The organism is Micromonospora sp. I033 (assembly GCF_053890995.1).
Genome location: NZ_JBSSLX010000018.1, coordinates 1 through 24,069, shown reverse-complemented (window position 1 = coordinate 24,069; position 24,069 = coordinate 1). Strand labels below are relative to the sequence as shown.

Genomic DNA, 24,069 nt, shown 5'->3' with positions numbered 1-24,069 from the left:
GTGTCGCGTCGCGTCCGACGTATCGGTCCCGCAGCGGGGGCCGCCGAAGGATCGGAGCGGGGACATGAGGATACGGGACAGCCGCCGCCGGGGCCGCGTGCTCGCGGCGGCCGGGCTGCTGGTGGTGCTGGGTGCCGGAGCCTGCAGCGCGGGCGACGGCGGGAGCGACAACGCGGGCACGGCCGCGCAGCAGCCGGCGGGCGGGGAGGCGGCGCGGGACCAGGCCGCACCGGAGCAGGCGAAGTCCGGCGCGGGCGCCGCGGACCTGCGGATCGACCAGCGGGCGATCATCTACACCGGAACGCTCCAGGTGCGGGTGGACGACGTGGAGCGGGCGGCGCGCGAGGCGAGCACGGTGGTGACGGGGGCCGGCGGTTTCGTCGGCGGCGACCAGCGCCACAGCGACTCGGCGGACGCCCGGGCCGAGCTGATCCTGCGGGTGCCGGCGGATCGGTTCACCAGGGTGCTGGAGGCGCTGGCCGAGCTCGGTGAGCAGGAGCGCCGCGAGGTACGGACCGAGGACGTCACCGAGGAGACCGTGGACCTGGACGCCCGGATCGCCACCCAGCGCGCCCGGGTGGACAGCGCCCGGCGGCTGCTGGCCCGCGCCACCTCGATCAGCGACCTGGTCACGCTGGAGAACGAGGTGGGCCGCCGGGAGGCGGACCTGGCCTCGCTGGAGGCGAAGAAGCGCCGGCTCGCCGACCTCACCGCGCTCTCCACCATCACGGTGACCTTCGTCGGCCCGGAGGCCGTGGCCCCCGAGGAGGAGACGGAACTCGGCTTCCTTGCCGGTCTGCGCGGCGGCTGGTCGGCGTTCCTGGGCGCGGTGCGGGTGGCGCTCACGGTGCTGGGCGCGCTGCTGCCGTTCGCGGTGGCGATCGGCGTGCCGGTGGCGCTGCTGGTGACCCTGGCCCGCCGGCGCGGGCGCCGTAAGCCGCCGGCCGGCCCGGCGGTGCCGGGACCGGCCGGTCCGGTGCCTAGCGGGCCGCCGCCAGTGCCCGCAGCGCGGTCTGGACCATGAGGCGTACGCCGACCGGGATGGCGCGCTCGTCCACGTCGAACGAGGCCCGGTGCAGGTCCACGTTGGGCCCGTTCCGGCCGACGCCGAGGCGGGCGAGCGCGCCGGGCACGTGCTCCAGGTACCAGGAGAAGTCCTCGCCGCCCATGCTCTGCGGGGTCTCCGCGATGCCTTCCGGGCCGAGCGCGGCCGCGGTGGCGGCGGTGAGCACGCCGATGGCCCGGGCGTCGTTGGTGACCGGCGGCCGGCCGCGCAGGTATTCCAGGTCGACGGTCGCGCCGGTGGGGGCGAGCACGTCCCGCACCACCTGAGCCACGATCTTCGGGGCCTGGTCCCAGGTGTCCCGGTCCATCACCCGCAGGGTGCCGGCGGCGCAGGCCTCGGAGGGGATGACGTTGTAGCGGGTGCCGGCCGAGGCGTGGCCGAACACCAGCAGCAGGCCGCTGTTGGCCGGCACCCGGCGGCTGACCAGGGTCGGCACCTCGGTGACCAGCCGGCCGAGCGCGTCGACCAGGTCCACGGTCAGGTGCGGGCGGGCGGTGTGCCCGCCGGGGCCGGTGAGCCGGACGGTGACGTTGTCGGCGGCGGCGGTGATCGGGCCGACCCGCAGGCCGACCTTGCCGACCGGCAGGTTCGGGTCGCAGTGCACGGCGAAGATCTGCACCACGTCGTCCAGGCCGCCGGCTTCGATGACCTCCAGCGAGCCGCAGGGCAGGATCTCCTCGGCGGGCTGGAAGATGAGCCGCACCCGGCCGTCGAGCTGGCCGAGGTCGGCGAGTTGGGCGAGCAGCATGCCGACGCCGAGCATCACGGTGGTGTGCACGTCGTGGCCGCAGGCGTGGCAGACGCCGTCCACCGTGGACCGGTACGGCACGTCCTTGGGGTCGCTGAGCGGCAGCGCGTCGATGTCCGCGCGGAGTGCGATCACGGGGCCGTCCGGGCGCCCGTCGATGTCGCAGATGACGCCGTTGCCCTTCGGCAGCAGGCGCGGCTTCAGGCCGGCGAGGGAGAGCTCGCGGTGGACCAGGGCGGCCGTCTCGAACTCCTCGCCCGACAGCTCCGGGTGCGAGTGGATGTGACGGCGGGTCGCGATGAGGCCGGGTACCCGCAGGGCGAGCAGATGGTCGAGCTCGAGGGGCAGGGGCTGGGACCCGGTCGGCGCCTCCGGCCAGGACGACGCCAGCGGGCTGCCCGAGGGCAACGTCAACGCACTCGTCACGTCGAATTCTCGATCACTAGAGATGGATGGATCATCGGGGAGAACAGCAGACAGCCTAGACCTCCGGCGGTGACGCTGCGCAACGTCTTTCGCGTAGCGGTCGGACCGCGCAGCGTCACGAATGCCCTGGTGGGAGGGCTCAAATATCTGCGGGACAGCAGGTAGATCGCGGTCGAACGCCGTCATCTGCCCCACACCTCCTACAACGCGTAACCGATTCAACGGTCACCAAATCCGAAGCCGTCGTTCCGAATTGTCGCATTAGTCATGGAAATTAACTGCCGCTCGGACAATTGCGTGACAACGGTCGGCTGTCGAACGACTCCCGACGGTGACATGCCGGTCCTGAGTGCGACCGCACAGGCTGTCCGTCCGGATCACCCGACCGGGTTACCCGTAATCCCGATCCGCACACGCGCGCCGGTCACGGCCACGCTGCCCGATCGACCGGGAGCGGCGCCCGGGCGGCGTCGCCCGGGGAGGATCCGCACCGAGCCGTCACCGCCCCCGCCGCGTGCGGGGAGACCATCGACTGTACGCCGACGCGGGACGTTCGCCCAGGTCAGCGTGAGGTCGGGAACGCGACGGCGGCCCGCGCCGGACACCACGTGCGGGTGCCGGCGGGGCCGCCGTCGGGTCGACTCAGAACCGGTCGCTCGGCCGGTGGATCCCCCACACGTCGCGCAGCGTCCCGCACACCTCGCCGACGGTGGCCCGGGCGCGCAGCGCCTCCTTCATGGGGTACAGCACGTTGGCGTTGCCCTCGGCCGCAACCCGCAGCTCGGCCAGGGCCCGCTCGACCGCACCGGAGTCCCGCTGGGCGCGCAGCTTGGCCAGCCGCTCCGCCTGGCCGACCTCGATCGACGGGTCCACCCGCAGCGGCTCGTACGGCTCCTCCTCGTCGATCTGGAACCGGTTGAGCCCGACCACCACCCGCTCGCCCGAGTCGATCTCCTGGGCGATCCGGTACGCCGACTGCTCGATCTCCCGCTTCTGGAAGCCGGCCTCGATGGCGTCCACCGCCGAACCGTGGTCGAAGACCCGCTGCATCAGCTCGTCGGCGGCCGTCTCCAGCTCGGCGGTCATCGCCTCCACCACGTACGACCCGGCGAACGGGTCGACGGTGGCGGTCAGGTCCGTCTCGTACGCCAGCACCTGCTGGGTGCGCAGCGCCAGCCGGGCGGCCTTCTCGGTGGGCAGCGCGATCGCCTCGTCGAAGCTGTTGGTGTGCAGCGACTGGGTGCCGCCGAGCACCGCCCCGAGGCCCTGCACCGCGACCCGGACCAGGTTCACCTCCGGCTGCTGGGCGGTGAGCTGCACGCCCGCGGTCTGGGTGTGGAACCGCAGCATCATCGACTTCGGGTCCTTCGCCCCGAACTCGTCGCGCATCAGCCGCGCCCAGATGCGCCGGGCCGCCCGGAACTTGGCGACCTCTTCGAGCAGCGTGGTGCGGGCCACGAAGAAGAAGGACAGCCGGGGCGCGAAGTCGTCCACGGCCAGCCCGGCCGCGAGCGCCGCCCGGACGTACTCCACGCCGTTGGCCAGGGTGAACGCGATCTCCTGCGCGGGCGACGCACCCGCCTCGGCCATGTGGTAACCGGAGATGGAGATGGTGTTCCACTTCGGCACCTCGGCCCGGCAGTAGGCGAAGGTGTCGGCGACCAGCCGCAGCGAGGGCTTCGGCGGGAAGATGTACGTCCCCCGGGCGATGTACTCCTTGAGGATGTCGTTCTGGATGGTGCCGTTGAGCGCCGACCCGGGCACCCCGGACTCCTCCGCCACGAGCTGGTAGAGCAGGAGCAGCACCGAGCCGGGCGCGTTGATCGTCATCGAGGTGGAGACCTTGTCCAGCGGGATGCCGTCGAAGAGCGTCCGCATGTCCTCGATGGAGTCGATGGCGACCCCGACCTTGCCCACCTCGCCGTGCGCGATCGGGTCGTCGGAGTCGTACCCCATCTGGGTGGGCAGGTCGAAGGCGACGGAGAGGCCCATGGTGCCGGCGCGCAGCAGCTGGTGGTAGCGGGCGTTGCTCTCCGTGGCGGTGCCGAAGCCGGCGTACTGCCGCATGGTCCACGGCCGGGAGGTGTACATCGTCGGGTAGACCCCGCGGGTGTACGGGTACTGGCCCGGGCCGCCCAGCCGGGAGTCCAGGTCCTCCGGAAGGTCCGCCGCCGTGTAGACGCCCTTGATCGGGAAACCCGACTCGCTTGACCGCGCTTCGCTCATTACCGGATGGTAGGACGCGGTCGCCGTTCGTTGGGTGAGGGATACCGCACACCCCGGCGGCGGGCATGGACCGGAGGTGAGTAGCTGGCCACATACCGTCGAGTAGGTAAACGCCCGCCGCGTCGGGTTTCGCATCGGGCGTCGGAACCAGCAAGATAGAGGGGTTGTGTCCCAGCCCCCTCGATATCCCCCGGTGGCTTTTCTGTGACTCAGATCCCGACGTGGAGCGGTGGACCGGCCAGTCCCCCCACTGGACGCGCAGCACCCGGCACCACTATCGGTGGGCGCTACTCGCTGCGCTCGCCGGTGGGCAACGGCGGCATGGGCACGGTGTGGCGCGCGACAGACACCCTGCTGCGCCGTGACGTGGCGGTGAAGGAGGTCGTGCTCCCGCCGGGGCTCGCACCCAGCGACCGCGACGCCCTGTACGAGCGCACCCTCCGCGAGGCCCGCGCCGCCGCCGCGATCCAGCACCCCGCCGTGGTGCAGGTCTACGACGTGGTCACCGAGGGTGGCCGCCCCTGGATCGTGATGGAGCTGCTGGACGCCCGCAGCCTGGCCGACATGGTGATCGAGGACGGGCCGGTCGCGCCCCGCGCCGTCGCCAAGATCGGCATCGCCCTGCTCGGCGCGCTGGAGGTGGCGCACGCGATCGGCGTGCTGCACCGCGACGTCAAGCCGGCCAACGTGCTGATCTGCTCCGACGGCCGGTGCGTGCTTACCGACTTCGGCGTGGCCCGGATGCCCACCGACGTGCAGCTCACCACGCCCGGCATGGTGCTCGGCTCGCCGCACTTCATCTCCCCCGAGCGGGCCATGGGCCAGGAGTTCGGCCCGCCCAGCGACCTCTTCTCGCTCGGCGTGACGCTCTACACCGCGGTGGAGGGCCGTCCCCCGTTCGACAAGGGCGACCCGATCGAGACCATGCACGCGGTGGTCGAGGACCCGCCGGCGACCCCGCAGCGCAGCGGCCCGCTGACCCGCGTGCTGATGGGCCTGCTGGAGAAGGACCCGGCCCGGCGGCTGGACGTGCACACCGCCCGGGGCATGCTGCGCGAGCTGCTCGCCGGCCCGCTGACCAGCACCGCCACCGCGGTCAACTCGGTCACCGACCCCTACGCCGTCGTGCCGGTGCAGCGGCCCTCGACGCCGCCGGCCATCATCACGCCCGAGCCGAAGCCGAGCGGCCAGATCGGCGGCCGCGCGATGATCGGCCCCGGCGAGTCGCTGACCGACCGGCTCGCCGCCCTGCGCCGCGGCGAGCGGCCCGGGTCCGCGGCGGCGGGCGGCGCCGCGCTGGACGAGACCAGCGCCGACGCGCTGGCCGGCCCGCTGCACACCCCGACCGGGTTGATGTCGGCGGCGGGCGCGGCCCCGGAGGCCACCCAGCGCATCTCGCCGGATGCCACCCAGCGGCTCGGTCACACCGCCGCGCCGGACGCCACCCAGCGGGTGCCCGCCGGCCACCCGGACGCCACCCAGCCGGTCTACGGCCGCGGCGCCGACACCACCCAGCCGGTGTACGGCGGCAACCAGTGGTCGGTGCCGGGCACCGGTCAGCCGTGGACGACCGCGCCGGCCGCCGCACCGGCGGGCGGCGGAACGCTCGGCCGGGCCAAGGGTGCTGGCGGCCAACTCGTCGGCCGGGTGAAGGGCTGGCCGCGCAAGGTCCAGCTCGCCGCCGCCGGTGGGGTGGCCGTGCTGCTTCTGGTCAGCGTGATCGCGCTGACCAGCGGCGGCGACGACGGGCCCCCGCCCATCGTGGGTGCGCTGCCCTCGACGTCGGCCGAGGCCCCGCCGGTGGAGATGCAGGAGCAGTCGGTCAAGGGCGTCAACATCCAGGTGCCGAAGGGCTGGCAGCGGCAGACGGGCGGCCTCTACGTCGACTTCGTCGACCCCCAGGACAGCGGCCGCAAGGTCCGGGTCATCGCCGAGGAATGGGGCGGCACCTCGGTCAGCTGGGCGGAGTTCGCCTCGAAGAACCTCAAGAAGAACAGCGCCAAGAGCAAGAACTGCCCCGAGCCGTACACCGAGCTGTCGATCTCGGAACAACAGCTGGCCGGCCAGGCGGCGGCCCAGCTGGAATACACCTGTGGCGAGGGCGACGCCATGCGCCACGGAATGTGGCGTGGCGTGGTGAAGGACGGCAAGGTCTACTCGTTCTACCTCTCCTCCACGGACGCCAAGTTCGCCGAGAGCAAGCCGATCTTCGACGCCATGGCCCGGTCGTTCCAGCTCGCCGGAGCCAACTGAAGTCGAGGCCGACGGCCAGTGGTGATCCGCCGCCGTGCTTTCATGAGGCAATGGCGGCGGATACCACTGACCTTGACGACCTTCGCGCCCGGGCCGAGCGCTGGCTCGACGACGACCCCGACCCGGCCGACCGGGGCGAGCTGCGCGCCGTCCTCGCCAACCTGCCGGGCAGCGCGGCGGAGCTGGCCGACCGGTTCGCCGGCCCGCTGACCTTCGGCACCGCCGGGCTGCGGGGCCCGCTGCGCGCCGGCCCGAACGGGATGAACCTCGCGGTGGTCACCCAGGCCGCGGCCGGGCTGGTCGGCTGGCTCGCCGCCCAGGGCGGCGAGGGCCCGCTGGTGATCGGGTACGACGCCCGGCGCGGCTCGCTGGCCTTCGCCGAGCGCACCGCCCAGGTGGCCACCGGCGCGGGTCGCCCGGCGCTGCTGCTGCCCCGCCCGCTGCCGACCCCGGTGCTGGCCTTCGCGGTGCGGCACCTCGGCGCGGTGGCCGGGGTGATGGTCACGGCCAGCCACAACCCGCCGCAGGACAACGGCTACAAGGTCTACCTGGGTGCGCAGCTCGGCGGGGAGCTGGGCGCGGGCGCGCAGATCGTGCCGCCGGCCGACGCCGGCATCGAGGCGGCCATCCGGGCGGTCGGCCCGCTGGCCGAGGTGCCGCTCGGCCCGCCCGGCCAGGTGCTCGGCGACGACCTGGTCACCGGGTACGTGGAGCGGGCCGCCGCGGTGGTCGACCCGGCCGGCCCGCGGGACCTGAAGGTGGCGTACACCCCGCTGCACGGGGTGGGCGGGGCGGTGCTGACCGCGGCGTTCGCCCGGGCCGGCTTCGCGGTGCCCGGCGTGGTGCCCGAGCAGGCCGAGCCGGACCCGGCCTTCCCGACGGTCAGCTTCCCCAACCCGGAGGAGCCGGGCGCGGTGGACAAGCTCGTCGCGCTGGCCGGCAGCACCGGCGCGGACATCGCCATCGCCAACGATCCGGACGCGGACCGGTGTGCGGTGGCCGTGCCGGCGGACGGGAGCTGGCGGATGCTGCGCGGGGACGAGGTGGGCGCGCTGCTCGCCGACCACCTCATGCGGCGCGGGGTGACCGGCCTCTATGCCACCACGATCGTTTCCTCGACCCTGCTCCGGGCCATGGCCGCGGCCCGGGGGCTGCCGTACGACGAGACGCTGACCGGGTTCAAGTGGATCGTCCGGGCCGGTGGCGGCCGGGAGCCGCTGGTCTTCGGCTACGAGGAGGCGCTCGGCTACTGCGTCGCGCCGGAGCACGTCCGGGACAAGGACGGCATCACGGCCGCGCTGACCGTCGCCGAGCTGGCCGCCGGCCTGAAGGCGGAGGGCCGGACGCTGACCGACCGGCTGGACGAGCTGGCCGCCGAGTTCGGCGTGCACCACACCGACCAGCTCTCGGTCCGGGTGGAGGACCTGCGGGTGATCGCCGACGCGATGACCCGGATCCGGGCCACCACCCCGACCGCGCTGCTCGGGCACCCGGTCACCGAGACGGTCGACCTCCTCCCCGAGGCGGACGTGGTGATCCTGCGCACCGACGCGGCCCGGGTGGTCATCCGCCCCTCCGGCACCGAGCCGAAGCTCAAGGCGTACCTGGAGGTGGTGGCGCCGGTGACGAACGGCGACGTCCCGACGGCCCGCCGCCAGGCCCACGCCGCGGTGACGGAACTCCGCAACGAGATCGCCGCCGCCCTGGGCCTCTGACCCTCGCCCCCAATGCGGTGATCATGAGGTTGGCGGCGTCGGCAACCGCTTTCTGCGCCGCCAACCTCATGATCAACCGGTGTGGGCGGGGCGTCAGGGGCGTTTGCCCAGGGCGGCGTCGACCGCTTGGGCCAGGGCGGCGATGACCAGGCTGACCGAGGGGCGGACGACGCTGTCGTCGAGGCTCACCGTGCCGGAGAAGCCGGCGCCGGCGGCGATCTCCTCCAGGCGCTTGCCGGCGTCCTCGGCGGCGGCGCCGGTCAGGCCGAGCGCCGGCTCCATCCGCAGCACCGCGACCAGGGTGGCGAGCGCGGCGGTCCGCTCGTCGGGGAGCTGCCCGACGGTCAGCGCGTCGGCCAGCCGCTGCCGGATGTCGGCCTCCACCGAGGCGTCCGCGACCGGGTAGCGGTGCACGTGGATGAAGCCCAGCTCGGTCTCGTCCACGTCCCGCACCACGCCCCGGCCGCAGAGGTCGCCGAGGATCCGGTCGCGCAGGCCGTGCCGCAGCCGCTGCACCCACGACGACGGGGTGTGCGGGGTGTCGGCGGCGATCCGGGCCAGGACCTCGTCGGCGATGGGCTCGCCGGTCGGCGCCGGGTCGAGCACCGCCAGGTTCCCGTCGGCGTACGCGATCCGGCCGGCCAGGGCCAGCTCGACCAGCACCGCGGCGGCCATGCCGAGGTCCAGGCTGATCCGGGGCATGGTCGCCTTGCCGGTTTCGTCGTCATAGGCGAGGAGCAGCAGCTCTTCGGCGAGCGCAACACCAGTCATGGCCCGGAACGCTAGCGCCTCCCCGCACGCCGGGGGAGCCAACGCGCCCGCCGCGCGTCGATCATGGAGCTGTGGTGCCGGATTGCGGGCGGTAGGTGATGCTTGTCCGCTGCCACAACTCCATGATCGACGGCGTGGAGGAGGGTTAGAAGCGGGGCATGCCGCCGAACTGGCGGTCCCCGGCGTCGCCGAGGCCCGGGACGATGAACATCCGGTCGTTGAGGCCCTCGTCGATCGACGCGGTGACCAGGCGCAACGGCAGCCCGGAGCGTTCCAGCCGCTCGATGCCGACCGGCGCCGCGAGGACGCAGAGCACGGTGATGTCGGTGCAGCCGCGGTCGGCGAGCAGCCGGCAGGAGTGCTCCAGCGAGCCGCCGGTGGCCAGCATCGGGTCGAGCACCAGCACCGGCAGGCCCTTCAGGTCCCGGGGCAGCGACTCCATGTACGCGCGCGGCTCGTACGTCTCCTCGTCGCGGGCCAGGCCGACGAAGCCCATCGACGACTCGGGCAGCAGGCCGAGCGCGGCGTCGGCCATGCCGAGACCGGCCCGCAGGACCGGCACCAGCAGCGGCGGGTTCGCCAGCCGGGTGCCCTCGGTGGCGGTGACCGGGGTCTGCACCGGGTACTTCTCGACGGGGAACGAGCGGGCGGCCTCGTACACCAGCATGGTGGTGAGTTCGTGCAGCGCGGCCCGGAACGACGCCGAGTCGGTCCGGGCGTCCCGCATGGCGGTCAGCCGCGCCTGGGCGAGCGGGTGGTCAATGACGTGTACGTCCACGATCGCTCAACCTACCGGTCCGGGGCCGGGCGCATCGCCGGTGCGGTCGGACCAGCGACGCCGCTCACGTGCCGGCGCTGCCGGCGGTGCGGCGTGACCAAGATCACCCGACGCGCGGGTGCGTAGTATTCGGGGCATGACGGCGACAGCGACGTCGGCCCGGTCGGAGCTCTCCGAGCTGGGACGATCCGAGACCGCTCTGCGGACCTTCCTGCACGGCCTGCCCGGCGTGGACCAGGTGGGCGCGGAGCAGCGGGCGGCACAGCTCGGCACCCGCTCCATCAAGACCACCGCCAAGGCCCAGGCCATCGACCTGGCCATCCGGATGGTCGACCTGACCACCCTCGAAGGGGCCGACACCCCCGGCAAGGTCCGCGCGCTCGCCGCCAAGGCGCTGCGCCCCGACCCGGCCGACCCGTCCTGCCCGCACGTCGGCGCCGTCTGCGTCTACCCGGCGATGGTCCCGTACGTGGCCGAGGTGCTGCGCGGCTCCGGCGTGCACCTGGCCAGCGTGGCGACCGCCTTCCCGTCCGGCCAGGCCCCGCTGGAGATCAAGCTCGCCGACACCCGGGCGGCCGTCGAGGCCGGCGCGGACGAGATCGACATGGTGATCAACCGGGGCGCCTTCCTGGCCGGCCGCTACAAGGAGGTCTACGACGAGATCGTGGCCACCAAGGAGGCCTGCGGCGACGCCCACCTCAAGGTGATCCTGGAGACCGGCGAGCTGGCCACCTACGACAACGTGCGCCGTGCCTCCTGGCTGGCCATGCTGGCCGGCGGTGACTTCATCAAGACCTCCACCGGGAAGGTCCCGGTCGCGGCGACCCCGCCGGTGACCCTGGTGATGCTGGAGGCGGTGCGCGACTTCCGCGCCGCCACCGGGCGGCAGGTCGGCGTGAAGCCGGCCGGCGGCATCAAGACCACCAAGGACGCGATCAAGTACCTGGTCATGGTCAACGAGACGGTCGGCCCCGACTGGCTGGATCCGGACTGGTTCCGGTTCGGCGCGTCGAGCCTTCTCAACGACCTGCTCATGCAGCGCACCAAGCTGACGACCGGCGTCTACGCCGGCCCCGACTACTTCACCCTGGACTGAGCGCGATGTTCGAATACGCACCCGCCCCCGAGTCGCGCTCGGTGGTGGACATCAAGCCCTCGTACGGGCTCTTCGTCGACGGCAAGTTCGTCGACCCGACCGACGGCGGCAGCTTCAAGTCGATCAACCCGGCCTCCGAGGAGGTGCTGGCCGAGATCGCCGAGGCCGGCAGCCAGGACGTGGACCTCGCGGTCCGCGCCGCCCGCGAGGCGTACGAGAAGGTCTGGGGTCCGATGCCGGGCCGGGACCGGGCCAAGTACCTGTTCCGGATCGCGCGGATCATCCAGGAGCGCTCCCGCGAGCTGGCCGTGCTGGAGTCGCTGGACAACGGCAAGCCGATCAAGGAGTCGCGCGACGTCGACGTGCCCCTGGTCGCCGCGCACTTCTTCTACTACGCCGGCTGGGCCGACAAGCTGGAGCACGCCGGCTTCGGCGCGGACCCGCGCCCCCTCGGCGTCGCCGCGCAGGTCATCCCCTGGAACTTCCCGCTGCTCATGCTGGCCTGGAAGATCGCCCCGGCGCTCGCGGCCGGCAACACGGTGGTGCTGAAGCCGGCGGAGACCACCCCGCTGACCGCGCTGCTCTTCGCCGAGATCTGCCAGCAGGCCGACCTGCCGGCCGGCGTGGTCAACATCGTCACCGGCGCCGGCGAGACCGGCCGGGCGCTGGTCGAGCACCCGGGCGTGGACAAGGTCGCATTCACCGGCTCCACCGAGGTCGGCAAGGCCATCGCCCGGGCGGTCGCCGGCACCCGCAAGAAGCTCACCCTGGAGCTGGGCGGCAAGGCCGCCAACATCGTCTTCGACGACGCCCCGGTCGACCAGGCCGTCGAGGGCATCGTCAACGGCATCTTCTTCAACCAGGGGCACGTCTGCTGCGCCGGCTCCCGGCTGCTGGTCCAGGAGTCGGTCGCCGACCGGGTGCTGGAGTCGCTGAAGCGGCGGATGGCCCAGCTCCGGGTTGGCGACCCGCTGGACAAGAACACCGACATCGGCGCGATCAACTCGGCCGCGCAGCTGGCCCGGATCCGGGAGCTGTCGGAGGCCGGCGCCGCCGAGGGCGCCGAGCGCTGGTCGCCGCCGTGCGAGCTGCCCGACCGCGGCTTCTGGTTCGCGCCGACCATCTTCACCGGGGTCACCCAGGCGCACCGGATCGCCCGCGAGGAGATCTTCGGCCCGGTGCTGTCCGTGCTGACCTTCCGCACCCCGGCCGAGGCCGTGGAGAAGGCCAACAACACGCCGTACGGGCTGTCGGCCGGGATCTGGACCGACAAGGGTTCCCGGATCCTGTGGATGGCGGACCGGCTGCGCGCCGGCGTGGTCTGGGCCAACACGTTCAACAAGTTCGACCCCACCTCGCCGTTCGGCGGCTACAAGGAGTCGGGCTACGGTCGCGAGGGCGGCCGGCACGGGCTGGAGGCGTACCTCAATGTCTGAGCGGGTCGCGGTACGCAAGACGTACAAGCTCTTCATCGGCGGGAAGTTCCCGCGCAGCGAGTCGGGACGGTCGTATCTCGTGCAGGACTCCAACGTGTCGCTGGCCTCCCGCAAGGACGCGCGGGACGCGGTGGTCGCCGCCCGGGCCGCCGTGAAGGGCTGGGCCGGGGCGACCGCGTACAACCGCGGTCAGATCCTCTACCGGGTCGCCGAGATGCTGGAGGGCCGACGCGACCAGTTCGTCGCCCTCGGCGCGTCCGCCGACGAGGTCGACGCCGCGATCGACCGCTGGGTCTGGTACGCGGGCTGGTCCGACAAGCTCCCCCAGGTCTACGGCGGTGCGAACCCGGTGGCCGGGCCGTACTTCAACCTGTCCGCGCCCGAGCCGACCGGCGTGGTGGCCGTGGTGGCCCCCGAGTCACCGGCGCTGCTCGGCCTGGTGAGCGTGATCGCCCCGGCGATCGTGACCGGCAACACCGTGGTGGTGGCCGCCTCCCCGTCGGCGCCGCTGGCGGCGGTGACCCTGGCCGAGGTGCTGGCCACCTCCGACCTGCCGGGCGGGGTGGTGAACATCCTCACCGGCCGACTGTCGGAGACCGTGCCGACGCTGGCCGCGCACATGGACGTCAACGCCATCGACCTGACCGGGGTCGCCGACGCCGACCTGGCCGCCGAGCTGGAGGTCAAGGCCGCGGAGAACCTGAAGCGGGTGCTCCGGCCGGCCCCGGCCGACCACGACTGGTTCGCCGACCCGGGCCTCACCCGGATGACCACGCTCCTGGAGACCAAGACCGTCTGGCACCCCAAGGGCGTGTGAGCCCCTTCTACTACGCGGGGTAGGATTGGCCCGTGACTCGGCTCGGTGATCTGGAACGTGCGGTGATGGACGTGCTGTGGGACTCGGTCCCCGCCACGTCGGACGGCGTGACCGTACGCGAGGTCGCCGACGCCCTCGACGGGCGGGAGCTGGCCTACACGACGGTGATGACCGTGCTCGACCGGCTCGCCGGCAAGGGCATGGTGCAGCGCGAGCGGGAGGGGCGGGCCTGGCGTTACCGGCCCGCCGCCACCCGCGAGGCGCACATCGCCCAGCTCATGCTCGACGCCCTCGACCTCGGCGGCAGCCGGGACGCCGCGCTGGTGCGCTTCGCCCGCTCGGTGACCGGCACCGAGGCGGAGGTGCTGCGCGCGGCGCTCGGCGCCGAGGCGGGCCTGACCGGCTCCGGGCCGGCGCAGGCGGGGCTGACCGACCGGGTCGAGGACCCGCGGGCCGGTGGCCCGTCGCTCGACGAGGCGACGGACCGGTAGGGCGGCCGCCGTGGCGTACGCCCTGCACTTCGCCGCGACCATCCTGGCCTGCTGGCTGACCGCGCAGGTCCTGGCCGCCGCGCGGTGGACCTGGCAGGCCCCGCGGGTGGCGATCGTCTGCTGGCAGGCGGTCGGGCTGGCGCTCGGCCTCTCCGCCATGGGCCTGCCCATGGCGCTCGGCCTGGCCGCGTACGGGCTGCCGACCGGGAGCGCACTGCTGACCCTCGCCGACGACCTGGCCCACGGCACCCTGCCGGCCGGGCTCGGCGCCCCGCACCTCGGCCTGGTCGGGGTCGGCTTCGGCATCGGCGCGGTGCTCCTGACCACGACCGTGCGCAGCATCCACGGCACGGTACGGGCCCAGCGCCGGCACCGGGAGCTGCTCAGCCTGGTCGCCCGGCGCGACCCCACGGTGCCCGGCGCGCTGGTGCTCGACCACCCGAGCGCGGCCGCGTACTGCCTGCCCGGGGTGAAGCCCCGGGTCGTGGTCAGCGCGGGCACGCTCAGTCTGCTCGACCGTGCCGAGCTGGCGGCGGTGCTCACCCACGAGCGGGCGCACGCCCAGGAGCGGCACGACCTGGTGCTGCTGCCGTTCACCGCGCTCTGCCGGGCGCTGCCCTGGTTCCGCTGGGTGCGGGACGCGCACGAGCGGGTGGCCCTGCTGGTCGAGATGCGCGCCGACGACAAGGCGCGCGAGCTGCACGCGGAGGAGCCGCTGGCCGGGGCGCTGCGCCGGTTCGCCGCCGCCGGGCACCGGGTCACCCCGGCCGGCACGCTCGGCCTCGGCGACCGCGACCTCGACGTCCGGGTGCAGCGGCTCCTGGTGGCGGACCGGCCGCCGCGGGTGCTCGGCGCCACCGCGCTGTCCGTCGCGACCCTGCTGGTCGCCCTCCCGATCTCCCTCTTCCTGAGCTGACCGGCGCTTCACCGCGCTCCGGAGCCGACACCGGACCGCATAGGTAGTGAGTCTACGTGTAGGCTCGCTATGACAAGCGAGTCAACCCGTGGGAGAACGGCCATGGATCCCCTGCTCCTCGCCCGCCTGCAGTTCGCCACCACCACCTCGATCCACTTCCTCTTCGTGGTGGTCACCCTCGGCCTGGTCACCCTGCTGGTCGGCCTGCAGACCGCCGGCTTCGTCACGGGCAAGCCGGTGTACGAGCGGCTCACCCGCTTCTGGGGTCAGCTCTACGTGATCAATTACGTGCTCGGCATCGCCACCGGCATCGTGATGGAGTTCCAGTTCGGGCTGAACTGGAGCGGCCTGTCGCGCTACGTGGGCAACGTGTTCGGGGCGCCGCTGGCCATCGAGACGCTGGTCGCCTTCTTCCTGGAGTCCACGTTCCTCGGCATGTGGATCTTCGGCTGGCACCGGCTGCGGCGCGGCGTGCACCTGGCGTTGCTCTGGGGCGTCGCGCTCACCGCGTACGCCTCGGCGTTCTGGATCATGGTGGCCAACTCCTGGCTCCAGCACCCGGTCGGCTACGAGGTCCGCGACGGCGTCGCCCACCTCACCGACTTCGGGGCGCTGCTTACCAACCCCACCCTCGGCTTCGCCTTCGGCCACGTGGTCTCGGCCGGCCTGGTCACCGGCGGGATGCTGATGGCGGCGGTCAGCGCCTGGCACCTGATCCGGCGCACCCCGGACTTCGCGCTCTTCCGGAAGTCGCTGCGGCTCGGCCTGATCACCGCGGCGCTCGCGGTGACCACGCTCCAGGGCTTCGGCTTCGCGCAGTTCGGGCCGGTCGGCGAACTCCAGCCGACCAAGTTCGGCGGCGGGGCCGACCGCGACGCGCTGGTCGCCGAGTGGACGGCGCGGTTCGGCCCGGGCGACTACGCCCCGCCGGTGCTGTCCAACGTCGGCCTGGGCTTCATGATCCTCATCGGCTTCACCCTGGGCTGCGTCTGGTTCCTGCTGCCGCTGCTCTGGCGGGACTGGGTCATCCGGTTGCGGTTCCCGCTCTGGCTGGTGCTGCTCGCCGTGCCGCTGCCCTTCGTCGCGGTGATCCTCGGCTGGATCGCCCGCGAGGTGGGGCGCCAGCCCTGGGTCGCGTACGGGCTGCTGCCCACCGGGCAGGCCGTCTCGCCGGTGAGCGCCGGGCTGATGCTCACCTCGCTGATTGGCTTCACCCTGCTGCTCGGCACCCTCGCCGTCACCAACTGGGTGCTGCTGGCCCGGCACGCCGCCCGGGGCGCGCACGACCCCGCGCTCGGCCGGCCACCGGCGCCGGACAGCGACCACCACCCCCATCCCGTGTTCGCCTGAGGGAGCCCGCCGTGGAACTCGCCTGGTACGCCCTGCTCGGCCTCTTCTTCGCCACCTACCTCGTGCTCGGCGGCTACGACTACGGCGTCGGGCTGCTGCTCGCCCGGGGCGCCACCGCGCGGGCCCGGCGGGCCGCGCTGAACGCGGTCGGGCCGTTCTTCCTCGGCAACGAGGTCTGGCTGGTGGCGGCGGTCGGCATCCTGTTCGGCGCCTTCCCCACCCTGGAGGGCGAGCTGCTCTCCGGCCTCTATCCGGTCGTGCTCGGCGCGCTGGCCGGGGTGGTGCTGGTGACGGCCGGGGTGCAGCTCCGCAGCCGGCCGTGGGGTGGGGCGGCCCGGGCCGGCTGGGACCGGGTGGTGGTGGCCGGCAGCGTGCTCGCCGCGCTCGGCTGGGGCGCGCTGCTCGGCGGGCTGCTCCAGGGCGTGCCACTGACCGCCGACGGGCACGTGGCCGGGGCGGGCCACCTGCTCACCCCGTTCGTGGCCGCCGCCGCGCTGGCGCTGCTCGCCCTGGTCGCCGTGCACGGTGCGACCTTCCTCACGCTGCGGCTGCCGGCCGCCGACGTGCCGTCGATCGCCCGGCTGGCCCGCGGCCTGGTGCCGGCGGCGCTCACCGCGGTCGCCACCGCCGCCGTCCTGGCGCTGCTCTCCGATCGGGTACGCGCCGCCGTGGGGCGCCCGGCGATCGCCGTACTCCTGCCGTTGGCGCTGGTGGCGGCGCTGCTGGTGGCCCGCGCGGCGCTGCGCCGGGGCCGGGCCGGCGTGGCCTTCGCGGCGACCAGCGCGGCGCTGGCCCTGCCGGCGCCGCTGATCGGCGCGGCGCTCTGGCCCCGGGTGTTGGTCTCCACCGTCGACCCGGCGGCCTCCCTGACCGTGGCCGACGCGGCCGCGAGCGGGCCGACCCTGGCGCTGCTGGGCTGGCTCGCGCTGCCGCTCCTCCCGGCCCTACTAGGCTTTCAGGCGATGTGCTGGTGGGTGTTCCGGGGACGGACCGACGGCAGGGCACCGGTGTACTGGTGAACCGCCGCCCGTTCGACCCGCGGCTGCTGCGCCGGGTCCCCGCGGCCCGGCGCGACCTCGCCGTGCTCGCGATGCTGGGCGGGCTGACCGCGCTGCTGGTGATCGCGCAGGCCACCGCGCTGGCCACCCTGCTGGCCACCGCGATCGACGGGCGGCTGCACCGGCCGGCGCTGGCCGGTCTCCTGGCGGCGGTCGCCGCCCGGGCGCTGGTGAGCTGGGCGCAGGGCACGGTGGCGGCCCGGGCCGCGGCGACGGTCAAGGCGGCGCTCCGGGCCGACCTGCTGCGCGCGGTCGGCCGGCACGGCCCCACCTGGGTCGCCGGCCGGCGCGCCGGGCAGCTCGCCACCCTCGCCGGGCGCGGCCTGGACGCGCTCGACCCCTACTTCACCGGCTACCTGCCGCAGCTCGTGTTGAGCGTCACCGTGCCGCTGGCCGTGCTGGCCCGCATCGTGCTCGCCGACTGGAGCTCCGCGCTCATCATCGCGCTGACCATCCCGCTCATCCCGGTCTTCGGGGCGCTGCTCGGCTGGCAGGCGCAGGCCGCCACCGAGCGGCAGTGGCGGCGGCTGTCGCTGCTCGGCGGGCACTTCCTCGACATGGTCGCCGGGCTGCCCACGCTGCGCGCCTTCGGCCGGGCCCGGGCCCAGGTCGACGTGGTCCGCCGGATGGCCGACGGGCACCGCCAGGCCACCATGAAGACGCTGCGGATCGCCTTCCTCTCGGCGCTGGTCCTCGAACTGGTCGCCACCCTCTCGGTGGCGCTGGTCGCCGTGCCGGTCGGCATCCGGCTGCTCGGCGGCGGCATCACCCTCTCCACCGCGCTGCTCGTGCTGCTGCTCACCCCGGAGGCGTACCTGCCGCTGCGGGCGGCGGGCAGCCGGTTCCACGCCAGCATGGAGGGGCTGACCGCGCTGGACGAGGCGCTCACCCTCTCCGCGACGCCCGAGGCGGCCGGCCCGGAGGCCACCCGGCCGGCGCCGGGCGGCCGGGGCGAGATCCGCTTCGAGGGCGTGACCGTCGCGTACGAGCGGACCACCGCGCTGCGGGACGTCACGCTCACCATCCGCCCCGGCGAGCGGGTCGCCGTCATCGGCCCCAGCGGTGCGGGCAAGAGCACCCTGCTCGGCCTGCTGCTCGGCTTCGTCACCCCGACGGCCGGCCGGGTCACCGTCGACGGGGTGGACCTCGCCCGGGTCGACCTCGACAGCTGGCGGCGCGAGCTGGCCTGGGTGCCGCAGCGGGCCCACCTCTTCGCCGGCTCGCTGGCCGACAACATCCGGCTCGGTGCCCCGGCCACGCCGGACGCCGCGCTGGCCGGCGCGGTCACCGACGCCGCGCTGGACGAGGTGGTCGCCGCCCTGCCCGACGGGCTCGGCACCATGCTCGGCGAGCGCGGGCACGGCCTGTCCAGCGGGCAGCGGCAGCGGGTCGCGCTGGCCCGGGCGTTCCTCCGGGACACCCCGCTGGTGCTCCTCGACGAACCGACCGCCCGGCTGGACAGCGCCAGCGAGGCGGTCGTGCTGGCGGCCACCCGGCGGCTGGTCGCCGGGCGTACCGCGCTGCTGGTGGCGCACCGGCCCGCGCTGCTGGAGGACGCCGACCGGATCCTCCGCGTCGACGACGGCCGGGTCACCGAGCTGAGCCCGGTACCGGCCGGGAAGGTGACGCCATGACCGACGGACCGGTCGTGCCGGAGCGCCCCGACGGGCCGGACCAGCCGGTACGCGCCGTACCGGGCGGGGTCGCCCGGGACGGGAAGACCCCGGCGGGACGTGACCCGGGCGCGCCGACCGCCGCCGAGACGAACCCGTCCGAGCTGCTGCCGGGCGGTCCGGCACCGACCGTCGCCGCCGCTCCGGCGTCCGGGGTCCGGGGCGGCGCGAGCGCCGAGCGGGCGGTGCTGCGGCTGGCGCGGCCCTACCTGGGCCGCCTGCTGGGCGCCGGGTTGCTCGCCGCGGCCACCGAGTTCGCCGGGCTGGCCCTGATGGCCACCGCCACCTGGCTGCTGATGAGCGCCGCCGGCCGGCCGCCGCTGGACCGGCTGACCGTGGCGATCGTCGCGGTGCGCGCGCTCGCGGTCGGCCGGGGGGTGCTCCGCTACACCGAACGGCTCGCCGGGCACGACGCGGTGCTCCGCATGATCACCGACGTCCGGGCCCGGGTCTTCGCCACCCTGACCGCCCGGCGGGAGACCGCCGCCCAGCGGACCGGTGACGCGCTGAGCCGGCTGGTCTCCGACGTGGAGGCGGTGCAGGACCTGCTGCTGCGGGTGCTGGTGCCGGGAGCGGCGGCCGCGCTCGTCAGCCTGCTCGCGGTCGGGAGCGCCGCGCTGATCTCGCCGCCGGTCGCGGGCGTGCTCGCCGTCGGGCTGCTGGTGGCCGGCGTGGCGCTGCCCGCGCTGGCCGCCGGGCTGACCCGGCGGGCCGCCGACGAGGTGGCCCCGCTGCGCGGCGCGCTCGCCGTGGACGCGGTCGACCTGACCCACGGGGCCGCCGACCTGGCCGCCTTCGGGGCGACCGGCACGGCGCTGGCCGCCGCCGAGGCCCGGGCCGGTCGCCTGGCCCGGCTGGAACGCCGGCTCGCGGCGACCGGCTTCGCGGTGGACGCGGCCGGGGTGCTGGTCGGCGGGCTCACCGCCGCCGCCGTCGTGGTCGTGGCGCTGCGCGCGGGCGTCGGCGGGGTGCTGGTCGGCGTCCTGGCGGTGGGCACGCTGGCCGCCGTCGAGGTGTCCCTCGCCCTGGTCGGGGCGGCCCGGCAGCGCACCCAGCTCCGCGCCGGCCTGGCCCGGGTCGCCGACCTGCTCACCGACGCCGGGGAGCCGGGGGCCACCACCCCCGCCGGGCCGGCGCCGGGCGGGCACGACGTCCGGTTCGAGGGCGTGACCGTCCGGTACCGCGAGGGGGCGCCGCCCGCCCTGGCCGGGATCGATCTGGACCTGCCGGCCGGTCGCCGGGTGGCCGTGGTCGGGCCGAGCGGCGCCGGCAAGAGCACCCTGGCGGCCGTGCTCACCGGGGCGGTACGCCCCGACGCCGGCCGGGTCACCGTGGACGGCGTGGCGGTGTCCGCGCACCCGGCCGAGGAGCTGCCCCGGGTGGTCGGCGGCCTGCTCGCCGAGGCGTACGTCTTCCACGCCACGGTCCGGGAGAACCTGCTGCTCGGGCGGCCCCGCGCCGGCGAGGCGGAGCTGGTCGCCGCGACCCGGGCGGCCGGCCTGCTGGACTGGGTACGCGCCCAGCCGGAGGGCTGGGACACCGTGGTCGGCGAGCAGGGCGGGCAGCTCTCCGGCGGGCAGCGGCAGCGGCTCGCGCTGGCCCGGGCGCTGCTGGCCGCCCCGCCGGTGCTGGTGCTCGACGAGCCGACCGAGGGGCTCGACCCGGCGGCCGCCGACGCGGTGCTCGCCTCGGCGCTGGCGGCGACCCCGGCCGGGCACTCGGTGCTGCTGATCAGCCACCGGCTCAGCGGCCTCGCCGGGCTGGACGAGATCGTGGTGCTCGACGCGGGCCGGGTGGTGCAGCGCGGCCGGCACGAGGAGCTGGTGGCCCGGCCGGGCTGGTACCGGGAGCAGTGGCTGCTCCAGGAGGCGGCCGAGCGCGGTTACCTGGCGCTGGCCCCCTGAGCCGGTTTCCGGGGTTTTCCCCGACGCGGCCGGCCGGCCGCGGTGGCAGGGTGGTCCCATGCGGGGGTACGAGGAGATCCGCGTCGACGAGCGGCTGCGCGAGCTGGCCGGGCAGCTGCACGGGCCGGCCCGGCTCAAGGCCGACCTGCTGACCGAGGCGCGGCACGCGCTGGAGGACGCCGTCGACGCGTACCGGGAGGGGGGCCTGCCGGTCGCGGAGGCCGAGCGGCGGGCGGTGGCCGAGTTCGGCACTCCGGCCGAGCTCGCTCCCGGCTACCAGGCCGAGCTGGCCGCCGGGGCGCTGCGCGGGCTGGCGCTGCGGGCGCTGGCGGTGGCGGCGGTGCTGGTGGTCGCCGGCGACCTGACCTGGCGGGGGGCGAGCTGGAGCGACGGGCCGCGGCCGCCGGCTGGCTACCTGCTCCTGTCCAGCTCGGTCAACGGCATCTGGGGCGTGGTCGCCGGGCTGGCGCTGGCCGGGCTGCTGCTCGGCCTGCTCGCCGCCCGGCACGGCTCGCCCCGGCTGCCCCGCCTGGCCCGCGCGGTGGGCTTCGGGCTGACCGCCGGGCTGGCGGTCGGGGCGTTGGCCGGCGTGGCCCTGTTCGGCTGGTCGGTCCACCTCTGGGACGCGGCGCTCACCTGGCCTCCGATGATCATCGGGGCGGTGCTGGTCGGCGCCGGCTGGTTCGCCCTGGCCCGGGCCGCCCGCTACTGGTTGATCACCACCCGGGGGCCCCGCGTCGCCGGCTGACCGCGGCTCAGGCCGGCCCGGCGGGCGGCTCGTCGGTGCCGAGGAAGCGGCCCACCGTGGCGCTGAACTCGCGCCATCCCGCGCGCTCGCCGGCCAGCGCCCGACCGCCGGCCTCGGTGAGCTGGTAGGTGCGCCGCTCCCGGCCGTTCACGGTGCTCCAGGCGCTGGCCACGTAGCCGGCCCTCTCCAGCCGGCGCAGCGCCGGATAGATGGTGCCGGTGGGCAGATCGAGGGTGCCGCCGCTGCGGGCCCGGAGCGCCTCGATGATCGCGTAGCCGTGCAGGGCGCCCTGCTCCAGCACCGCGAGCAGCAGCGCGTCCAGGTGTCCGTGCAGCGCCTGGGCCTTCATGTGTAGCAAGACTACTTGTCCGCGGGTCGGGACGCCACCGGGGTGCGGCTCCCGGTCACGGCCGGACGCCCACTAGGGTATGTGCGCAGAGTCACTCGGCGGTCGAGCGCCGTCGGGTGGGCAACCCGAAAGCACACGGAGGTCAGCGTGGCCCGCCAGTCGCCCCAACGGCCCGACGCCGACGAGCCCGAGCTCGACGACACCACCGCGTCGGCCGCAGAAGACGAGGTCGAGGTCGACCGCCCGGCGGCGGACCGCGCGCTCTGGGACGAGCTGCGGATCGACCCGGTGGAGATCGCCCTGCCCGCCGGCACCGGCTTCACGCTGCGGGCGTACCGGCCGGCGCGGGAGCTGACCCCGACCGACGTCGCCGAGCGCGACCAGGACGACCCCTTCCTGGCCCGTCGCCAGGTCGTCGAGACCGAGGAGGACGAGGAGGTGGTGATCCTCGACGAGGAGTTCGCCGCCCTCTCCGCCGAGGAGGACGAGGAAGACGAGGAGAAGCCCCGGCGCCGCCGCCGCGGCGGCACCGAGGCGGCCGCGGACGAGGACGCCGACCAGGAACCCGAGGACGCCGAGGACGCCGACGAGGACGAGGCGGATGCCGCCGCGGGCGACGAGGAAGTGCCCGTCTTCCTCACCCACCGGGGCAAGCTGCTGCTGTTCAAGACCCCGGAGTCGCTGGTCAGTTTCATCCGTTCCGGTGCGCCCAACGACCTGTCTCAACTGGACAGCTGGAATGAACTGTCCGAACGGGTGGAACCGGCCGACATCGCCCCGCTGGACGAGGACACCTACGAGCTCGACCTGGTGGTGGAGAACCTCCGCGGCGGCCACGACGCGTGGGACCCCACGCTGTTGATCGAAGCCGGTGAGATCGCCCGTGACCTGGCGTACGCGCTGCGGCTACCGGCCGTGCTCGACATGCTCTCCGCCGGCTCCAGCCTGGACGACCTGGACGAGGCGCTGCGCTCTTCTGTCAATGGCGGAATCGGTGGATTCCTGGGCCGGCGCCGGCTGAAGAAAATCGGGGCACAAACCGCAAGTTTGGGTTGGCGCACCATTGTCGGCAAGATCTCTGCTGTTGTGGACTGGCGCGACTGACCCGGAGCGGGGAGCATCAGTCTCTGGCAGAACAAGACCTGTGTCCCGGGAGGAGGACGACGCCGTGGCGCTCGTGCGCGTGTACTGCGGTCTGGCCTCGGCGGATTCGGCCGACCGGTCGGCTTCGGCCGGATCGACGCTGACGTCCGCTGTGGTCGACGACGCAGGCCGTCTGCTGCATGTCTGCGAGATCGGCGACGACCCGGCGGGCTATGCCCAGCTGGTCGCGCTGCTCGTGGAGCGGTCGGGCGGGCCGAGCGGTGCGGCCATCGCGGCCGACAGCGACGACCACACGGTCACCTCGCTGCTCAGCGCGGCGGGTCGACCGCTGGCGATCGCGGACGACGACTCGGTCGACGACTTCGCCGAGCGCTTCGCCGACGACGACTCGCTGGAGGAGATGCAGTCCCCGCCGGCCGAGCGCCGGGCGGTCGGGCTGGCCCGGGCGCTCCAGGCCGGCGCGCTCTCCGCGGTGACCCTCCCGGCGCCGCGCGATCTCGCCAACTACAAGCAGGTTCTCGCCGCGCACGCCGCACTGGCCAGCGGCCGGCACTCCGCCGCGGTGGCGCTGCGCGAGGTGCTGCGTGAGCTCTACCCGGCCGCGCTGCGCGCGTATCCCGACCCGGCCGAGCCGGTCTCCCTGGCCGTCCTGGACGCGCTGCCCGAGCCGGGCATGCTCGCCGGCACGGTGGCCCGGGGCCGCGAGGTCGCGGTCGCGGCGGACGCCGTCGCCGCGCACCTGGCCGCCGAGGGCGTGGCGGACGCCGACACCATCGACGACGCGGTGACCGCGCTACGGGTCGCCATCTCCGAGACGCCGCGGCGGGCCACCGTCAACCGGGCGCTCACCGCCGCCGTCGCCGAGACCGTGCGGCAGGCGGTCGCCTCCGTCCGGGCCTGCGACGCCGGCTGCGACGCGCTTGTCGGCGCGCTCAGCGCCCGAGTCACCACGCCCGCACCGGCGCCCGGCCGCCGGGCCGCCGCCCGTCGCGGCGAGCAGGTCGAGGAGCTGACCCCGGCGGCCTCCGCCGGGCTGCGCCCGGTGCGCCCGACCGAGCCCGAGCCGGTCGCGGACCCGGCCGCCCGGCGTGGCCGCCCCGAGCCGGTCTCCGCCGGGCTGGCGGAGACCACCCGGCGCGGCAAC

At 74.6% G+C, this 24,069-nt stretch carries 19 protein-coding genes and 1 pseudogene; 15 read left to right on the top strand and 5 right to left on the bottom strand.

What is annotated here, in order from left to right; genetic code table 11:
• The first annotated feature begins 64 nt into the window (after positions 1–64).
• Positions 65–1,024 (top strand): DUF4349 domain-containing protein, encoded by a 960-nt coding sequence (locus ACW0Q9_RS05465; protein WP_456178836.1) that lies wholly within the window; start codon positions 65–67, stop codon positions 1,022–1,024.
• On the opposite strand, the gene ACW0Q9_RS05460 is transcribed toward ACW0Q9_RS05465, so the two are convergent.
• Positions 981–2,240 carry an amidohydrolase gene (locus ACW0Q9_RS05460; protein WP_456178835.1) on the bottom strand — a complete coding sequence of 420 codons (1,260 nt, stop codon included), beginning with the start codon at positions 2,238–2,240 and terminating at the stop codon, positions 981–983. The genes ACW0Q9_RS05465 and ACW0Q9_RS05460 overlap by 44 nt on opposite strands.
• Positions 2,241–2,882: 642 nt before the next feature.
• Positions 2,883–4,466, bottom strand: a complete 1,584-nt coding sequence (locus ACW0Q9_RS05455; protein ID WP_456178834.1) for an acyl-CoA mutase large subunit family protein — start codon at positions 4,464–4,466, stop codon at positions 2,883–2,885.
• Positions 4,467–4,670: 204 nt separating this feature from the next.
• On the opposite strand from ACW0Q9_RS05455, the gene ACW0Q9_RS05450 reads away from it, so the two are divergent.
• Both ACW0Q9_RS05450 and ACW0Q9_RS05445 read left to right on the top strand, forming a co-directional pair.
• Positions 4,671–6,719: a serine/threonine-protein kinase gene (locus ACW0Q9_RS05450; RefSeq protein ID WP_456178833.1), complete on the top strand. Its 2,049-nt coding sequence runs from the start codon at positions 4,671–4,673 to the stop codon at positions 6,717–6,719.
• 50 nt (positions 6,720–6,769) lie between these two features.
• Positions 6,770–8,434, top strand: coding sequence for a phospho-sugar mutase (locus tag ACW0Q9_RS05445; RefSeq protein WP_456178832.1), 1,665 nt, complete (start codon positions 6,770–6,772; stop codon positions 8,432–8,434).
• 93 nt (positions 8,435–8,527) lie between these two features.
• Here the strand turns inward: ACW0Q9_RS05445 and ACW0Q9_RS05440 are convergent, their stop codons facing one another.
• The gene (locus ACW0Q9_RS05440) at positions 8,528–9,205 is read right to left on the bottom strand and encodes a GOLPH3/VPS74 family protein (protein ID WP_456178831.1); all 678 of its coding nucleotides are present in this window, start codon (positions 9,203–9,205) and stop codon (positions 8,528–8,530) included.
• A gap of 145 nt (positions 9,206–9,350) precedes the next feature.
• Complete coding sequence (gene upp / locus ACW0Q9_RS05435) at positions 9,351–9,983, bottom strand: uracil phosphoribosyltransferase (protein ID WP_456178830.1); 633 nt, start codon at positions 9,981–9,983, stop codon at positions 9,351–9,353.
• A 136-nt stretch (positions 9,984–10,119) separates the two neighbouring features.
• Between upp and deoC the strand changes: the two genes are divergently transcribed.
• The 10 genes from deoC to ACW0Q9_RS05385 all read left to right on the top strand — a co-directional run bounded on the left by deoC (position 10,120) and on the right by ACW0Q9_RS05385 (position 21,472).
• The gene (gene deoC, locus ACW0Q9_RS05430) at positions 10,120–11,079 is read left to right on the top strand and encodes a deoxyribose-phosphate aldolase (RefSeq protein ID WP_456178829.1); all 960 of its coding nucleotides are present in this window, start codon (positions 10,120–10,122) and stop codon (positions 11,077–11,079) included.
• A 5-nt stretch (positions 11,080–11,084) separates the two neighbouring features.
• Positions 11,085–12,515 (top strand): aldehyde dehydrogenase family protein, encoded by a 1,431-nt coding sequence (locus ACW0Q9_RS05425; RefSeq protein WP_396877020.1) that lies wholly within the window; start codon positions 11,085–11,087, stop codon positions 12,513–12,515.
• On the top strand, positions 12,508–13,332 hold the full coding sequence (locus ACW0Q9_RS05420; protein WP_456178828.1) for an aldehyde dehydrogenase family protein: 825 nt from the start codon (positions 12,508–12,510) through the stop codon (positions 13,330–13,332). Before ACW0Q9_RS05425 ends, ACW0Q9_RS05420 begins: the two co-directional genes overlap by 8 nt.
• A gap of 32 nt (positions 13,333–13,364) precedes the next feature.
• Complete coding sequence (locus ACW0Q9_RS05415) at positions 13,365–13,823, top strand: BlaI/MecI/CopY family transcriptional regulator (protein WP_456178827.1); 459 nt, start codon at positions 13,365–13,367, stop codon at positions 13,821–13,823.
• A gap of 10 nt (positions 13,824–13,833) precedes the next feature.
• On the top strand, positions 13,834–14,739 hold the full coding sequence (locus tag ACW0Q9_RS05410) for a M56 family metallopeptidase (RefSeq protein WP_456178826.1): 906 nt from the start codon (positions 13,834–13,836) through the stop codon (positions 14,737–14,739).
• Between the two features lie 102 nt (positions 14,740–14,841).
• Entirely contained in the window at positions 14,842–16,089 is a 1,248-nt protein-coding gene (locus tag ACW0Q9_RS05405; protein ID WP_456178825.1) for a cytochrome ubiquinol oxidase subunit I, read from the top strand.
• A gap of 11 nt (positions 16,090–16,100) precedes the next feature.
• A complete protein-coding gene (locus ACW0Q9_RS05400) occupies positions 16,101–17,108 on the top strand; it encodes a cytochrome d ubiquinol oxidase subunit II (RefSeq protein WP_456178824.1) in 1,008 nt (335 codons plus the stop codon).
• On the top strand, positions 17,105–18,781 hold the full coding sequence (gene cydD / locus ACW0Q9_RS05395; protein WP_456178823.1) for a thiol reductant ABC exporter subunit CydD: 1,677 nt from the start codon (positions 17,105–17,107) through the stop codon (positions 18,779–18,781). Before ACW0Q9_RS05400 ends, cydD begins: the two co-directional genes overlap by 4 nt.
• Positions 18,778–20,724: a thiol reductant ABC exporter subunit CydC gene (cydC, locus tag ACW0Q9_RS05390; protein WP_456178822.1), complete on the top strand. Its 1,947-nt coding sequence runs from the start codon at positions 18,778–18,780 to the stop codon at positions 20,722–20,724. Before cydD ends, cydC begins: the two co-directional genes overlap by 4 nt.
• 58 nt (positions 20,725–20,782) lie before the next feature.
• Positions 20,783–21,472, top strand: coding sequence for a permease prefix domain 1-containing protein (locus ACW0Q9_RS05385; protein ID WP_456178821.1), 690 nt, complete (start codon positions 20,783–20,785; stop codon positions 21,470–21,472).
• Positions 21,473–21,479: 7 nt separating this feature from the next.
• Here the strand turns inward: ACW0Q9_RS05385 and ACW0Q9_RS05380 are convergent, their stop codons facing one another.
• A complete protein-coding gene (locus tag ACW0Q9_RS05380) occupies positions 21,480–21,821 on the bottom strand; it encodes a PadR family transcriptional regulator (protein WP_456178820.1) in 342 nt (113 codons plus the stop codon).
• 147 nt (positions 21,822–21,968) lie between these two features.
• Between ACW0Q9_RS05380 and ACW0Q9_RS05375 the strand changes: the two genes are divergently transcribed.
• Positions 21,969–22,925 carry a DNA primase gene (locus ACW0Q9_RS05375; protein WP_456178819.1) on the top strand — a complete coding sequence of 319 codons (957 nt, stop codon included), beginning with the start codon at positions 21,969–21,971 and terminating at the stop codon, positions 22,923–22,925.
• A gap of 40 nt (positions 22,926–22,965) precedes the next feature.
• A pseudogene (locus ACW0Q9_RS05370) lies at positions 22,966–24,069 on the top strand (transposase); the annotation flags it as partial.

What these genes read in the sequence shown, in the direction of transcription:
- deoC (WP_456178829.1), top strand. Translation starts at nt 10,120, where the DNA reads ATGACGGCGACAGCGACGTCGGCCCGGTCGGAGCTCTCCGAGCTGGGA.
- ACW0Q9_RS05440 (WP_456178831.1), bottom strand. Translation starts at nt 9,205, where the DNA reads ATGACTGGTGTTGCGCTCGCCGAAGAGCTGCTGCTCCTCGCCTATGAC.
- ACW0Q9_RS05425 (WP_396877020.1), top strand. Translation starts at nt 11,085, where the DNA reads ATGTTCGAATACGCACCCGCCCCCGAGTCGCGCTCGGTGGTGGACATC.
- ACW0Q9_RS05455 (WP_456178834.1), bottom strand. Translation starts at nt 4,466, where the DNA reads ATGAGCGAAGCGCGGTCAAGCGAGTCGGGTTTCCCGATCAAGGGCGTC.
- ACW0Q9_RS05465 (WP_456178836.1), top strand. Translation starts at nt 65, where the DNA reads ATGAGGATACGGGACAGCCGCCGCCGGGGCCGCGTGCTCGCGGCGGCC.
- ACW0Q9_RS05385 (WP_456178821.1), top strand. Translation starts at nt 20,783, where the DNA reads ATGCGGGGGTACGAGGAGATCCGCGTCGACGAGCGGCTGCGCGAGCTG.
- ACW0Q9_RS05405 (WP_456178825.1), top strand. Translation starts at nt 14,842, where the DNA reads ATGGATCCCCTGCTCCTCGCCCGCCTGCAGTTCGCCACCACCACCTCG.
- ACW0Q9_RS05380 (WP_456178820.1), bottom strand. Translation starts at nt 21,821, where the DNA reads ATGAAGGCCCAGGCGCTGCACGGACACCTGGACGCGCTGCTGCTCGCG.
- ACW0Q9_RS05445 (WP_456178832.1), top strand. Translation starts at nt 6,770, where the DNA reads ATGGCGGCGGATACCACTGACCTTGACGACCTTCGCGCCCGGGCCGAG.
- ACW0Q9_RS05420 (WP_456178828.1), top strand. Translation starts at nt 12,508, where the DNA reads ATGTCTGAGCGGGTCGCGGTACGCAAGACGTACAAGCTCTTCATCGGC.
- cydC (WP_456178822.1), top strand. Translation starts at nt 18,778, where the DNA reads ATGACCGACGGACCGGTCGTGCCGGAGCGCCCCGACGGGCCGGACCAG.